13 protein-coding genes and 1 tRNA gene are annotated in these 13220 nt (G+C 43.5%); 6 read left to right on the top strand and 8 right to left on the bottom strand.

What is annotated here, in order from left to right; translation table 11 throughout:
* Positions 1-54 precede the first annotated feature (54 nt).
* The 5 genes from PO830_RS06630 to PO830_RS06610 form a co-directional block, all read right to left on the bottom strand.
* The gene (locus tag PO830_RS06630; protein WP_272852751.1) at positions 55-1407 is read right to left on the bottom strand and encodes an HTTM domain-containing protein; all 1353 of its coding nucleotides are present in this window, start codon (positions 1405-1407) and stop codon (positions 55-57) included.
* The gene (locus PO830_RS06625) at positions 1400-2344 is read right to left on the bottom strand and encodes a bifunctional riboflavin kinase/FAD synthetase (RefSeq protein ID WP_272852750.1); all 945 of its coding nucleotides are present in this window, start codon (positions 2342-2344) and stop codon (positions 1400-1402) included. The genes PO830_RS06630 and PO830_RS06625 overlap by 8 nt, the downstream gene beginning before the upstream one ends.
* A complete protein-coding gene (gene pth, locus PO830_RS06620) occupies positions 2334-2966 on the bottom strand; it encodes an aminoacyl-tRNA hydrolase (RefSeq protein ID WP_272852749.1) in 633 nt (210 codons plus the stop codon). The genes PO830_RS06625 and pth overlap by 11 nt, the downstream gene beginning before the upstream one ends.
* Positions 2967-3047: 81 nt before the next feature.
* Entirely contained in the window at positions 3048-3713 is a 666-nt protein-coding gene (locus PO830_RS06615; RefSeq protein WP_272852748.1) for a 50S ribosomal protein L25/general stress protein Ctc, read from the bottom strand.
* A gap of 521 nt (positions 3714-4234) precedes the next feature.
* Complete coding sequence (locus PO830_RS06610) at positions 4235-5176, bottom strand: ribose-phosphate pyrophosphokinase (RefSeq protein WP_272852747.1); 942 nt, start codon at positions 5174-5176, stop codon at positions 4235-4237.
* Between the two features lie 122 nt (positions 5177-5298).
* Between PO830_RS06610 and PO830_RS06605 the strand changes: the two genes are divergently transcribed.
* The 4 genes from PO830_RS06605 to PO830_RS06590 all read left to right on the top strand — a co-directional run bounded on the left by PO830_RS06605 (position 5299) and on the right by PO830_RS06590 (position 8465).
* Positions 5299-5380, top strand: a tRNA-Leu gene (locus PO830_RS06605).
* Between the two features lie 394 nt (positions 5381-5774).
* Complete coding sequence (locus PO830_RS06600) at positions 5775-6353, top strand: HupE/UreJ family protein (RefSeq protein WP_272852746.1); 579 nt, start codon at positions 5775-5777, stop codon at positions 6351-6353.
* Positions 6354-6434: 81 nt separating this feature from the next.
* Positions 6435-6866, top strand: a complete 432-nt coding sequence (locus PO830_RS06595; RefSeq protein WP_272852745.1) for a deoxycytidylate deaminase — start codon at positions 6435-6437, stop codon at positions 6864-6866.
* 6 nt (positions 6867-6872) lie between these two features.
* Positions 6873-8465: a S41 family peptidase gene (locus PO830_RS06590; protein ID WP_272852744.1), complete on the top strand. Its 1593-nt coding sequence runs from the start codon at positions 6873-6875 to the stop codon at positions 8463-8465.
* Between the two features lie 10 nt (positions 8466-8475).
* Here the strand turns inward: PO830_RS06590 and PO830_RS06585 are convergent, their stop codons facing one another.
* Positions 8476-8673: a hypothetical protein gene (locus PO830_RS06585; RefSeq protein ID WP_272852743.1), complete on the bottom strand. Its 198-nt coding sequence runs from the start codon at positions 8671-8673 to the stop codon at positions 8476-8478.
* A gap of 6 nt (positions 8674-8679) precedes the next feature.
* Positions 8680-9261, bottom strand: coding sequence for a MarC family protein (locus PO830_RS06580; RefSeq protein ID WP_272852742.1), 582 nt, complete (start codon positions 9259-9261; stop codon positions 8680-8682).
* 120 nt (positions 9262-9381) lie between these two features.
* Between PO830_RS06580 and PO830_RS06575 the strand changes: the two genes are divergently transcribed.
* Positions 9382-9948, top strand: coding sequence for a DUF3109 family protein (locus tag PO830_RS06575; RefSeq protein WP_272852741.1), 567 nt, complete (start codon positions 9382-9384; stop codon positions 9946-9948).
* Positions 9949-10027: 79 nt separating this feature from the next.
* Positions 10028-10630 carry a hypothetical protein gene (locus PO830_RS06570; RefSeq protein ID WP_272852740.1) on the top strand — a complete coding sequence of 201 codons (603 nt, stop codon included), beginning with the start codon at positions 10028-10030 and terminating at the stop codon, positions 10628-10630.
* A 287-nt stretch (positions 10631-10917) separates the two neighbouring features.
* On the opposite strand, the gene PO830_RS06565 is transcribed toward PO830_RS06570, so the two are convergent.
* Positions 10918-13161 carry an inorganic phosphate transporter gene (locus PO830_RS06565; RefSeq protein WP_272852739.1) on the bottom strand — a complete coding sequence of 748 codons (2244 nt, stop codon included), beginning with the start codon at positions 13159-13161 and terminating at the stop codon, positions 10918-10920.
* Positions 13162-13220 lie beyond the last annotated feature (59 nt).

Here is a 13220-nt window from a genome sequence, read left to right as displayed (position 1 = left end):
GTTTTTAGGAACGGCAAAGGTAGCTAAAAACTAGCTTTGAAAAAACAGAAAGCCTTATTTCTGAGGGGTGTCAGCAGCCTCCGGATAGTTGTGATAATCTTCGGGAGAGGGTAAGATCCAGTCGTGATGTTTGAAGTGCTGCCAGGGTTCGGCTGCCAAATCGATTTCAGGATCGATGAACTTGTAATATTTCCCACCATTCACCTTTACACGACAGTCAACATAAACGGCGACGTCTCTTCCTTCTCTGGCCTCTTGTTCTTTGATTCGCTGTGCTAATTGCCAGATCATATCGGGCTTCGATTTTACGGCGCGTTGTTGTTTTTTTGAAAGCAACTCACTGTACTTGTAAAAAGTGCGCTCGTTTGTCGCTTTGTCGACCACGAAAATATTTAGGGAACCGCGTTTGCTTCGAAGCATCATCCGCCAGCTGAGCCGATGCCCTTCTTCTGTCCAAAGAACGTCATCTTGAAAGGCCCAATGGCGTAAGGGTAGCGCAAGTTGGATCAGCAAATAGAGGGGAAGTACGGTGAGCAGTATCGACTTATAAGCAGGCACGATGAGCTCGTTTGCGGTGTACGGAGGTTTCTTCGGAAGAAATCGTTTCCGAAGTAATTCTGGAGTAAAGAAAAACAGCGCGAAGGCAATCGACATATAGGGAAAGATTCCAATTTGAAATACGATACTATTGAAAAGATGAAAGAAAACGGAGATCCCAAACCCGAGGAGGCGGGTACGTTTCCAAAGCAATAACGGCACTATGAGCAAATCAAATAAGATGCCTACGTACGTAATACTCCAATGCACCCAGTCCAGTTGAAGAAATTCTCCTATCAACCAATAATCTGCCTTACCGCGCATGAATAATTCGGCGATGGTCCCATCGAGCCAATCAGGGTACCATTTGGCTACCGAGGCATACGTATACACAATCCAGATCTGCGCTATGATGAAGATCAACACCCAACGGGGCATGGAAGGTTTCTTGATTTTTGGGCGAAGCCAGGCATCGAGTGAAAACCAGCGGTGTGCCGGAAGAAATACCATGATCCAACAGAGCAGCATCATCAAATAATAATGGTTGTTGTAGGAGCTTTTTTGCATTAAGTACACACAACTCCACATAAGGGCGTATGCCGCCATGCTGAAACGATAGCGGTATCCCAGCATCACGAAAACACCGAAGGTTCCCATGAGCACGAAATAGTAGTACATGCCGTCTCCCGGAAGCGGTTGCAAAAACTCAAGTCCGATGAAGTTAAAAGTGAATTCGGGCTCCACCATGGTACGTCGTACCCAGCCCGTCATCACGGCCCCATAACCTTCAATAGCGATGAGGGCGCCAAAGACAACACGCCAAAGTACGAGTCCTGTGTTATCGATATGAGTAAAGAGCCATTTATTCATACGTAGCGATATAGTCTTTAGCAAAGCGCTCGTCCTTGGCAATTGCTTCTTTTAATAAGGCAAGCGTGTCGAAGGTTTCTTCGTCGCGAATATGCGTCAGGAACTCAATGCGCAACGGTTGGTCGTACAAATCTTTTGAAAACTCAAGAAAATAGGTTTCAATGGTTCGATCTCTGCCACCTACGGTAGGGTTGGTTCCAATACTGGTTATTCCATACACGCGATGCCCGTCGATATTCGCTTGCACCACATAAACGCCATTCTTCGGAATCATCTTATAGGAAGCATCTGGTTGTAGGTTGGCCGTAGGAAAATTGATGGTTCTCCCAATTTCTCTTCCTTTTGTCACGGTTCCGGAAATCATGTACGGATAACCGAGATACTTGTTTGCTGTTGTGATGTCACCCACTTCCAGCGCGTTTCTAATTTTGGTTGAGCTAACAGCGACTTCATCCAATTCTTGCGCGCTAATTTCTTCTACTTCAAATCCAAATTGTGTTCCAAATCTTCGCAGATCATCTATGTTCGCGGTTCGGTTTCTTCCGAAGCGATGATCGTACCCAATAATCACTTTTTTGGCGTGCAGGCGATTTACCAGTAACTCTTGCACAAAGGCTTCGGCCGTCATTCTAGAGAATGCCTGGGTAAAGGGATGAATAATGAGTTGTTCTAGTCCGGTTTGCGCCAGAAGTTCTTTTTTTTCTGGAAGCGAATTTATCAGTTTTAAGTCGGTTCCCTGTTGCAGGACCATTCTAGGATGTGGAAAAAAGGTAAGAAGGAGGGAAGTAAGCTCATTGGCGTTGGCAGCGTCCACGACCTGCTTCAAAATTGCTCTGTGACCAATATGAACGCCGTCAAACGTTCCTATGGTAATCACAGAAGGGGTTGTGTTTTTATAGGCTTGTGCCGATGCGTATTCTTGCATATTACTTGCCATTAAACGCGTTCATAGTGTTACTCGCTCCTGCCAATCCGAAGGACTCAATCAAATCGGTCGCTATAGGAAGTCGTTCCTTAAGCGCGTTATCTTCTTCTTCGGTCCATGTGCCCAACACATAATCTACCTGGCGTCCTTTGGAGAAGGCGTCGCTAATTCCAAAACGAAATCGTGCGTACTGGGTAGTTTGTAAGGTTTGCTGAATATCTTTTAAACCATTGTGGCCGCCATCACTGCCTTTGGTTTTGAGGCGTAGCGTTCCAAAGGGCAGGTTGAGATCGTCGGTAACCACCAGCAAGTTTTGCAGCGGAATTTTTTCCTGTTCCAGCCAATAGCGAACAGCCTTTCCGCTAAGGTTCATGTAAGTGCTTGGTTTCAGCAGTAAAAAACTACGTCCTTTCTTTTTATGCAGAGTAATGTCTCCCAGTTTTTGGGTTTCCCAACTAAGGTCGTTTTCTTGGGCAAGATGGTCTAAAATAGTAAAGCCGATATTGTGGCGAGTGTGGTGGTACTTCGGACCGATATTTCCCAGTCCGGCAACTAAAAACTTCTTCATGGGGTCGCCTTCGGTACGTGGGTGCTTCGGATTGGAACCAAAAATTTTTCTGAAAATAGATAGCATCCCACGGGTGATTTCTTCCGTAAAAATAAAAAAACATCCGCCAATTGGCGGATGCTTTGTAAATTATATTTGAGAAAAAGATTAAGATTCAGCTGGTGCTTCTGCAGTTTCTTCACCGCCTTCAGCTCCGCTTTCTTCTCCTTCAGCTCCTTCTTCTCCTTCTGCGTCTTCATCCTCTTCCTCTTCTTCGTCGACGATGGCCGTTCGAGAAGTTCTCACCTGACAGATTACTGTGTTATCTGTGTGTAAGATGGTAAAGTCGTCTGAAGCTACTGAAGTAACATACTTTTTGTGACCGATTTTCATTTCGGTGATATCTACCTCAATAAAGTCAGGTAAATTTCCTGGAAGTCCTTTTACACGAAGGGTACGCATAATAATTCGTAACACCCCTCCGTTTCGAACACCTCGGGCATTACCTACCACACGCACTGGAATTTCCATAGTTACCGGCTTGTCATCGAAAATCTGATAGAAATCGATGTGTAAAATTTCGTCGGTTACCGGGTGAAATTGAATGTCTTGCAGTACCGCGTTTATGTTGGTACCGTCTTCCAAAGCAATTACCACTGTGTGAACGTCTGGCGTGTACACTAAGCTGTTGAAGTCGTTTCCTTCTGCTGAAAAGTGTATGGTATCATCGCCACCATAAACCACACAAGGAACCTTTCCAGCATTACGTAAGGCCTTGGTCGCTCCCTTGCCCACGCTTTCTCTTTTAGATCCGTTGATTGTAATTGATTTCATTATAATAAGTTAAATTAAACTAACGCTTATGCGTTAAGCGGCTGCAAATGTAGTGTTTTTGTGAATAAGAAAAAAGAAGAAAGAAAAAAGAGAAAAGAGACAAGACCGTTCACGTTGCTCACTACAAGAATTATGATTTCTAGGAATTAGTCTTGATTCTTTTTTCTTGCAGCGAAGCGGTCATGATTCTGTAGTTGGAAGAAAGAGACAAGACCGTTCACGTTGCTCACTGCAAGAATTATGATTTCTAGGGATTGGTCTTGATTCTTTTTTCTTGCAGCGAAGCGGTCATGATTCTGTAGTTGGAAGAAAGAGACAAGACCGTTCGCGTTGCTCACTGCAAGAATTATGATTTCTAGGGATTGGTCTTGATTCTTTTTTCTTGGAGCGAAGCGGTCATGATTCTGTAGTTGGAAGAAAGAGACAAGACCGTTCACGTTGCTCACTACAGGAAATAGGATTTTTTTGGTTTGAACTTTGTTCTTTTCTCCTGTAGCGTAGCGGTCTTTCGTCTAAAAAGACTACATGATAAACTTGGAAGCAATGCTTTCGTTGTTATTTACACGAAGCATTACATCCGCAAAGAGGTTTGCACAACTAAGGACTCGAATTTTTTCGCTTGGTTGTTTCAGCGGAATCGAATCGGTAACGATTAATTCTTCCAGTTTCGACTGTTCCAAACGCTCGTATGCATTTCCGGAGAGAATAGGGTGCGTACAAATGGCGCGCACACTTAAGGCGCCGCGTTCCATCATCAAGTCGGCTGCCTTGGTTAGGGTTCCCGCCGTATCGACCATGTCATCAGCGAGCACAACATTCTTACCGCTCACATCTCCGATAAGTTCCATGTGAGAGATCACGTTGGCTTTGGCGCGTTGTTTATAGCAAATAACAACGTCGCTTTCCAGAGCCTTCGAATAGGCGTAGGCACGTTTGCTTCCGCCCATATCGGGAGAGGCAATGGTTAGGTTGTCAAGATTGAGCTTTCTCAGGTAGGGCAGAAAAATGGTCGAGGCAAATAAATGGTCTACCGGTTTTTCAAAAAATCCTTGAATTTGATCGGCGTGGAGGTCCATTGTGATGATCCGTGTCGCTCCCGCGGTTTCCAACATTTTCGCCACCAGTTTGGCGGCAATCGGAACTCGAGGTTTGTCCTTACGGTCCTGGCGCGCCCACCCAAAGTAAGGAAGCACAGCCGTAATATGTCGTGCCGAGGCGCGTTTGGCAGCATCCAGCATCAACAACATTTCCATGAGATGATCGCTGTTAGGATGGGTTGATCCTATAATAAAGACCCTGCTGCCTCGCACAGATTCTTCGAAGGACGGTTGAAATTCGCCATCGCTGTAGGTGGAAGTGATCACATTTCCCAAAGGGATTCCAAAGGCTTTGGCAATATCAGTCGCTAAGACTTGACTTTGTTTGCAGGCAAAAATTTTGGGTTCTGGAATGGCAGCAGACATCTGATGGGTGGTTTAAGTTGACGATCGCACAAAGGTAAAAATTAATTGTGAGGTCGCTACTAAAATTTAGGAGGATGCAAATTGTTTTTTGAAATAAAGTATGTAAATTTGCCGTCCCGTATGCCTTGGTGGCGGAATTGGTAGACGCGCTGGATTCAAAATCCAGTTCTTTCGGGAGTGTGGGTTCGATTCCCACCCAAGGTACAATAAACCATAAAAAGAGTGAACACAAGCGAGCTTCAAAAAGAAAGCTCGCTTTCTTTTTGAAGTAATGCGGCGTGTTCTTTTTATGGTTTTCACGCGCAGCGTGACGGGAACTTTGGCATCGCCAAAGAATCCCACCTGCTTTTCTCGAATTTCGCTTTCTTTTTGAAGTAATGTGGCGTGTTCTTTTTATGGTTTTCACGCGCAGCGTGAAGGGAACTTTGGTGCAGCCAAAGAATCCCACCTGCTTTTCTCGAATTTCTCTTTCTTTTTGAACTGAGGCAAAACATTATTTAGCGTCATTTTCTGGGTTTATTTAATAGAATATGTTAGGTCATTCCCAAAATAAAGGGTACATTTCCGTTAACCCAATAATACTATTTCAATCCCCATCATGTCTGAATTTTGGCTGTATGTAAAACTCGGGATCACGCATGTACTCGACTGGAACGCTTACGATCATGTGTTGTTTTTAATCGTGCTTACGGTAGGATATCCCGTTTCTGCCTGGCGAAAATTATTGCTACTCGTCACCGCCTTTACACTGGGCCATACCTTTTCTCTAATCGCGACCCATTACGAGGTTGTGCAGGTAGATGCCGCCCTCATTGAATTCCTAATTCCAATCACCATATTAGCGGCAGCGGTGTACTCGATTATGACAGCGCGCCAGGTTGCCGAACAAAAGAAAGGATGGTTGCTCTACATTATTACATTATTTTTTGGGCTCATTCACGGTTTTGGCTTCGGAAGGTATTTCAATATGATTAATCAAGATGACGGTCTTGCACCGTTGTTTGAGTTTGCGCTGGGCATTGAAATTTCTCAATTAGTGGTCGTTTTTGTGGTGGTTCTGTTAGCAAGCTTGCTCCATTTTTTCTTCCGAATCTCACGACGCGATTGGATTCTGGTGGCGTCCTCGATAGTGATTGGCTTAGTGATTCCCATGCTTGCTGAAAATTGGATCTTCTAAAGCTTTCGGAAACATTTAACACCACTATTTTTTGAAAGCCTGTAACTTCCTGTTAAATTCGCTACTTATCTGGTAGTTTTCATGAATTCAGACAAGCAGTTAACATATGATATTGCCTATTTGCGTATGGCGAAAGAATGGGCGAAATTATCATATTGTAGACGCCGGCAAGTAGGTGCGTTGATCGTCAAAGATAAAATGATCATTAGCGATGGTTACAACGGTACTCCTACCGGTTTTGAAAATGTGTGTGAAGATGAAAACGGGGAAACTAAATGGTATGTGCTTCATGCGGAAGCTAACGCCATTTTGAAAGTGGCTGCTTCCACCCAATCCTGTCACGGTGCCACCTTGTATATTACCATGTCACCCTGCCAGCAATGCAGTAAATTAATTCATCAGGCAGGAATCAAACGCCTCGTGTATCAAGAGCTGTATAAAGATGATAGCGGCGTAAAATTTTTAGAGCGGGCGGGCGTTAGCATTACACACCTACCCAATCTCGAATCGTAACACAGTATGAGTCCTTTAAAGAAATACTTACCCTTATTGCTTGGCGTGGCCCTGGCCGCAGGGGTTTTTATGGGCTCAAAACTGAACTTTGAAGACAGCAACGAAAAGATCTTCGCGACCAATTCTAAGAAAGATAAGCTCAACCGACTCATAGACTATATCGATTACGAATATGTTGATAAAGTGAATACAGACAGTATCGTAGATGTGACTGTTAACGGTATCCTTGAGAATCTCGATCCGCATTCGGTATACATTCCTGTGGATCAATATGAAGAAACCGCAGACGACATGCGCGGAAATTTTGTAGGCATCGGCATCAGTTTTTATGTGTATAATGATACTATCGCGGTGATTCGAGCGATTGAAGGAGGATCGGCAGCACGCGTCGGAATTCGTGGTGGCGACCGCATTCTGTACGCGAATGATAAAAAACTATTTGGAGAAAATATAGACCGCGATAGCATTTCCGAATATCTCAAAGGAGAGATTAATTCTAAAGTGAACCTAAAGGTCTATCGCAAAAGTGAAGACCGCATTCTTGAAAAACGCGTCAAACGAAAAAGAGTGCCCATCGTGAGTGTGGATGCCGCCTATAAAATCAACGAGGAACTTGGCTATATTAAGGTCAATCGCTTTTCGGAATCCACTCCGGAAGAGTTCGACAATGCTATGGAAGCGTTGTTAGATGACGGAATGAAGCGTTTGGTGTTAGACCTGCGTGATAACCCCGGAGGGTATATCTACGCCGCCGAAAGACTCGTGGACGAATTTTTAGAAGACGATAAGCTGGTGCTGATCACCCGCAATAAAAAAGGGGAAGAAAGTTATTCGTATGCCACGCGCAGAGGCGATTTTGAAGAAGGAATGGTGTATGTCCTTATCAATGAGAATTCTGCTTCCGCTAGTGAAATTGTTGCAGGAGCGTTGCAGGATAATGACCGCGGACTCATCGTTGGGAGGCGTTCCTTCGGAAAAGGCTTGGTCCAACGCGAAATGGCTTTAGGCGATGGAAGTGCGGTCCGACTTACCATTGCACGGTATTACACGCCTACAGGGCGATCTATTCAAAAGCCTTATGATAATGGTATTGAAGATTACTACCGCGATTATGAACGACGCTATCGCAATGGCGAATTGATTAGTGCCGACAGTATTACCGTGGCCGATTCCTTGAAATTTGTGACCCCAAAAGGGAAAGTAGTGTACGGAGGTGGCGGAATTATCCCCGATCTTTTTGTTCCAAAGGATACCAGTATTGAAAATAAAACCCTAGAATACGTCTCCAGAAACGGCTATATGTCCTATTTCATTTTTGAATATCTCGAGGCCAACCGAAACGATTTTGATGGGATGACGTTACGCGACTTTCAGGAGAATTATACGGTGGGCACAGGATTGTTAGAAGACTTTATTTCGTATGCCCGACTGGATCGTGCCCAGATCGATATGAGTGATTACACCGAAGAATTGAAAAATTCGATCAAGGCAAACATTGCAGAACAACTCTTTGGCTCTAATGCTTATGAGGCGATCCTAAATCAAGGCGACCCCATGATTCAAGTGATCCTTCAGCGCGAGAGAAGACGCGCACAGTAGGGCAACCGACTTACTTTTTGGTTTTCTTCTGAATGCGGAGCGAAATCTGCAGGATCACAATCAACACAATAACACAGGCCGCCGCTAGCATCCCGATGAGAGCCACGGCACTATCCCCTTCCAAAAGGTGTTCGCTATCGAGTTTGGTCGCGTTAAAGATGATGAGTCCGAGGGCTAATGCAATAAGAATATATCTGAAGATTTTCATAAGGGCTTAATTAAACAATTCCTGAATGTTTGAGGTGAACAGCTTTACCGCAATGGCCAGAAGGATTACTCCAAACACTTTCTGAATGATCATGATGCCGTTTTTTCCCAGGACACGTTGGAGCTTTCCGGAGGTCTTTAAGACCGCATAAATGATTATGATATTTAAGATGATCGCAATAATGATATTCCAAATATCGTATTCTGCCCGAAGCGATAAGAGGGTGGTTAAACTTCCCGGTCCTGCCAGCATCGGAAACGCAAGCGGAAAAATAGACGCTAGATCGGGGCTGGCGTCGCTTTCCTTGAATAGGGTAACGCCCAGAATCATTTCCAACGCAATAAAAAAGAGAATAAAAGCGCCGGCAACGGCAAATTCATTCACGTTGATACCAATAAGGCGCAAGATGCTTTCTCCCAGGAAAAGAAAAATGACCATGACAACGGCAGCAACTATCGAGGCTTTTTCGCTGTGAATATGTCCGGATTTCTCCCGTAGCGAAATAACGATCGGGATATTTCCAACGATATCGATCACCGCAAATAGCACCATGGTCGCAGTGAGTATTTGTTTAAAATCCAGTTCCATACAACAGGGTTGCTTCAGAGTGCAAAGGTATAAATTCCGAAGAGGATTTTTAGTACCCCGGCATAAATTAAAAGCAGTTTAGACAGGAAGTGTATACGCCGAAAATAATATCTTTGCGGCATGTTTCAATTGGGAAAAGCCATCGTATCTGAAGATCTTTTTGAAAAGGATTTTGTGTGCAACCTGAATGCCTGTCGAGGTGCCTGTTGCGTAGAGGGGGAAGCCGGGGCGCCGGTTACGGAGGAAGAAACCACCTTATTGGCTGAAACCTACCCAAAAATCAAAGACTTTCTACGTCCGGAAGGGATCGCTGCTATCGAGGCGCAGGGAACGCACATTGTATCCCCTCTTGATGAATTGGAAACTCCCCTGGTGGATGGCGCCGAATGCGCCTATGTTACTTTTTCGGAGAATGGGATTGCCGCTTGTGGTATTGAACAAGCCTATAACGCTGGTGTTACCAACTTTAAAAAACCCATCTCTTGTCATTTATATCCTGTGCGAATTCAGGAGTACAGCGAATTTTCTGCCGTGAATTATCATCGTTGGCCCATCTGTGATGATGCTTGTGTTCTGGGAAAGGAACTACAGGTTCCGGTCTATAAGTTCGTCAAAGACGCCTTAACCCGTAAATTCGGAGAACATTGGTACGATGAATTGGAAAAAGTGGCGGAAACCTACCAATAATGTAGATTACCCATTTGGGGGATTGTTTAGTTAACTGATTAGCTGTATCTTACTCCTATTAACCAAAAACTTTTCAGTTATGAAATATGCTTGGATCATCGCACTTGCCATGGGGATTACCGTAGGCTGCGATAACCCGGTTTCAAAAAAAATTAAGGAAACGAAGGAGAATGTTTCGAATACGACCAAAGCGGTAAAAGAGCTCAATACCATGCAAGACGACATCAAGGCCTTGCAGGAAAAAGAACCACTTACCAACGAAGCATTTAAGGAATGGCTTCCGGAAGAATTAAATGGCATGCAACGCACTGGCTATAAGGCTGGGCAGGGCTCGTATATGCAAATTGCCACTATCGAAGGAACGTATACAGATGAGGCCAAAACAAAAAAGTTCACGGTGCAGATTATTGATGGGGCTGGACAAACCGGCGCTGCGGCTACTGCCGGAATGCGTCTGATGTTTTCGCAAGATTTTGAAGAAGAAACCGAAACGCGGATGCGCCGTACCGTAAAGAAGGACGGAATGAAAGCCATTGAAGAGTACCGCAAGAATAATAATTCTAGTGAAATTCAATTGTTCCATAACGATCGTTTCTACGTAAAAGTGAACGGAACCAACATGGATCTGGACGAAACCTGGAGTGCGATGGAAGCGTTAGAGATGGATGATTTAGCTTCCTAGCTTTCAGCATCCAGATAAATGTTGATAACCCCTGTTTTTATAAACAATAGGCCAGAACCGACCTAAGAAAGTGGTACCTTAGGAGTTGAAATAAGGAAATCTATTGGATTTCTTTATTCGTGGGTACGTTTGGCTGACTTTTTTCAGCGGTACAACAACAAAAGGAAGATGTTGCGTTGTTGTAATAGGTACTCAACTAGTGTTCTTGCAAAAGAACCTTGTGTTTAAGTGTTATTAAAAAGGGAGGCTGCTGTAGCCTCCCTTTTTTACGATTAGATCTCTTGAGTTTACACCTTTTTAAAACTGGTGTAATATTCGTCCATCAAATTAGTTAACGCCGTTAAAAGGTCTTTGGTTTCTAGCAATAAACTAAAGTACAGGGTGGTGTTCTTTGGACTGGATTCTTCCGTACGAGTACGAGCGATTTGTTTCTCAATTTTCTTAGAAACGAATTCAAATAATTCAAACTTCTGATCCAGAACATGTCCCATTCGTTCAATTTCTCGTTTCTCGAACAACTCTTGAATTTCTCCCAGTAATTTTTCAAGAGAATCATCGATTTCTTGTAAATCTTTGATCTGAGTAAACTTGAGCGGTTTGTGATTATTGTTGACGTGCTTGTAACTTACTTTAGAAATGTATTCCAACGATTGAACGATATCTGTAAGGTATCCAAGTACAATAATATAAAAGTTGCTTCCGCGAACGCTGGTCTCATCCAAATTCTTGATAAAGTAGAAGATATTGTTACGCAGTTCTTCAACTTCATCATCCAATTTATTAACTCCTTTCTTGGTCTTTTTCAAGCGAGATGTGTCTTGCTTTGCCAAGCCTCGAAGTGTATCAGTATATATCTTGTTGGTGCGCTTCACAACATTTGCAATGGTGTCGGCACTTTCTTCAATAATGCCTTGAACCGTATTGCTTTCTGCTTTCTTTAGCTTATCGGGTGAAGTAATGGCCTTGCTCTTGTTTTTATGTACAATATAATTTCGTACTAATAGAAAGACGGCAATTAGCAACAATATAGGAATCATTACTTCTTGATTCCAGTTGATGAGAAATGTAAGGGTTCCAGCGGCTACAAAGGCACTGAATGCCGTGAAGAACCAGCCACCAATCACATTGAGAACTCCGGCCACCCGATAGACAGCGCTTTCTCTGCCCCAAGCACGATCGGCTAAGGAGGTTCCCATGGCCACCATAAAGGTTACATAGGTGGTAGATAAGGGCAATTTCATCGAAGTGGCAATAGAGATAAGTATTCCGGCTACCACTAAATTTATGGAAGCGCGCACCATATCAAAAGCAGGGAGTTCGTATCGCCGATGTTGCGGTAATGCTACTACAGTTTTTTCAAATCGGGAATCGATTGACGCTACGGTTCGGTTTGGCAAAATAGTAGCCAAAAAGCCTCCCACTTTGGTGCTTCCTTTCACCAAAAGGCGCGATAGTAGATTTGGTTCAAATTTTTCATGTCCATCGCCTTGTCGAGACAATCCGATTTCTGTATCTGCTACGGTACGTGCTTTTTTAGAAAACCATAAGGTAAGCACCATGACTCCTCCGGCTATGAATAATAAGATAGGTTCTGCAGGAACTTTTTGCGCTAAGACATTCATAGAGAATGTGGTTGCTTCTTGTCCAGACGCGATCCAGGCTTCATAAGAATGATAAGCTGCCATAGGGACCCCAATAAAGTTTACAAGATCGTTTCCAGAGAATGCCAAGGCCAATCCAAATGTTCCTATGGCGATTACAAAAATGAGAATACTCTTTTTGAATATTTTCATAAACGCATAGGAAAACAACGTCCAAAAAACAAAACTACCAGCTATGAAAATAAGCTCGTTACCTTCTAAGAACTCTTTAAAGTCTCCGTAGTACGGGGTGCCTTTTAGACCTTTCATGAAAATAAAATACCCGATGGCAGAAAGAGCGATACCCCCGAAAATCGCACCAAAATTCTTGATCTTTTCTTCGTAATGAAAGGTTAGGATAAGTCTTGAAAGCCATTGTACTAATGCTCCAATAGTAAAAGCAATTCCGACCGAAAGAAGGATTCCCAGTATAATTTCAGTTGCTTTGGCGGTGTTGATATATTCACTGAGATTTGCCCATGTCTCAGTGTTGCTATTACCAATTTTGATGAGTGACATGACCACTGCAGCACCCAGTAGTTCAAACACAATAGAAACCGTGGTAGAAGTAGGAAGTCCGAGAGTATTGAAAAAATCCAACAATAGTATGTCGGTGATCATAACCGCCATAAAAATGATCATGATCTCACCGAAATAGAACTGTCCCGGAACGAAAATCCCTTTTCTTGCCACTTCCATCATTCCGCTAGAGAAAATGGCTCCTATAAAAATCCCAAGACTGGCAATAATCATGATGGTTTTAAAGGAAATGGCTTTTGAGCCAATGGCTGAGTTTAGAAAGTTCACAGCATCGTTACTTACGCCCACGACTAAGTCGGCAATCGCCAATATGGCAAGGGCTATGAGCATAAATAGATAGAAGTTTTCCATGTTATATTTTAGTATTAAAGTGGTGCAAATTTCTCAATATAAAGCTGATTTACTGTTAC

The sequence above is a fragment of the Altibacter sp. HG106 genome (genome assembly GCF_028561755.1).
GTDB lineage: Bacteria > Bacteroidota > Bacteroidia > Flavobacteriales > Flavobacteriaceae > DFVG01.
The sequence above is the reverse complement of the archived record's forward strand: the minus strand, read 5'-3'. Positions and strand labels throughout refer to the sequence as shown.

Excerpts from the sequence above, each read along its gene's own strand:
- PO830_RS06630 (WP_272852751.1), bottom strand. The coding sequence starts at position 1,407 with ATGAATAAATGGCTCTTTACTCATATCGATAACACAGGACTCGTACTT.
- PO830_RS06625 (WP_272852750.1), bottom strand. The coding sequence starts at position 2,344 with ATGGCAAGTAATATGCAAGAATACGCATCGGCACAAGCCTATAAAAAC.
- pth (WP_272852749.1), bottom strand. The coding sequence starts at position 2,966 with ATGCTATCTATTTTCAGAAAAATTTTTGGTTCCAATCCGAAGCACCCA.
- PO830_RS06615 (WP_272852748.1), bottom strand. The coding sequence starts at position 3,713 with ATGAAATCAATTACAATCAACGGATCTAAAAGAGAAAGCGTGGGCAAG.
- PO830_RS06610 (WP_272852747.1), bottom strand. The coding sequence starts at position 5,176 with ATGTCTGCTGCCATTCCAGAACCCAAAATTTTTGCCTGCAAACAAAGT.
- PO830_RS06600 (WP_272852746.1), top strand. The coding sequence starts at position 5,775 with ATGTCTGAATTTTGGCTGTATGTAAAACTCGGGATCACGCATGTACTC.
- PO830_RS06595 (WP_272852745.1), top strand. The coding sequence starts at position 6,435 with ATGAATTCAGACAAGCAGTTAACATATGATATTGCCTATTTGCGTATG.
- PO830_RS06590 (WP_272852744.1), top strand. The coding sequence starts at position 6,873 with ATGAGTCCTTTAAAGAAATACTTACCCTTATTGCTTGGCGTGGCCCTG.
- PO830_RS06585 (WP_272852743.1), bottom strand. The coding sequence starts at position 8,673 with ATGAAAATCTTCAGATATATTCTTATTGCATTAGCCCTCGGACTCATC.
- PO830_RS06580 (WP_272852742.1), bottom strand. The coding sequence starts at position 9,261 with ATGGAACTGGATTTTAAACAAATACTCACTGCGACCATGGTGCTATTT.
- PO830_RS06575 (WP_272852741.1), top strand. The coding sequence starts at position 9,382 with ATGTTTCAATTGGGAAAAGCCATCGTATCTGAAGATCTTTTTGAAAAG.
- PO830_RS06570 (WP_272852740.1), top strand. The coding sequence starts at position 10,028 with ATGAAATATGCTTGGATCATCGCACTTGCCATGGGGATTACCGTAGGC.
- PO830_RS06565 (WP_272852739.1), bottom strand. The coding sequence starts at position 13,161 with ATGGAAAACTTCTATCTATTTATGCTCATAGCCCTTGCCATATTGGCG.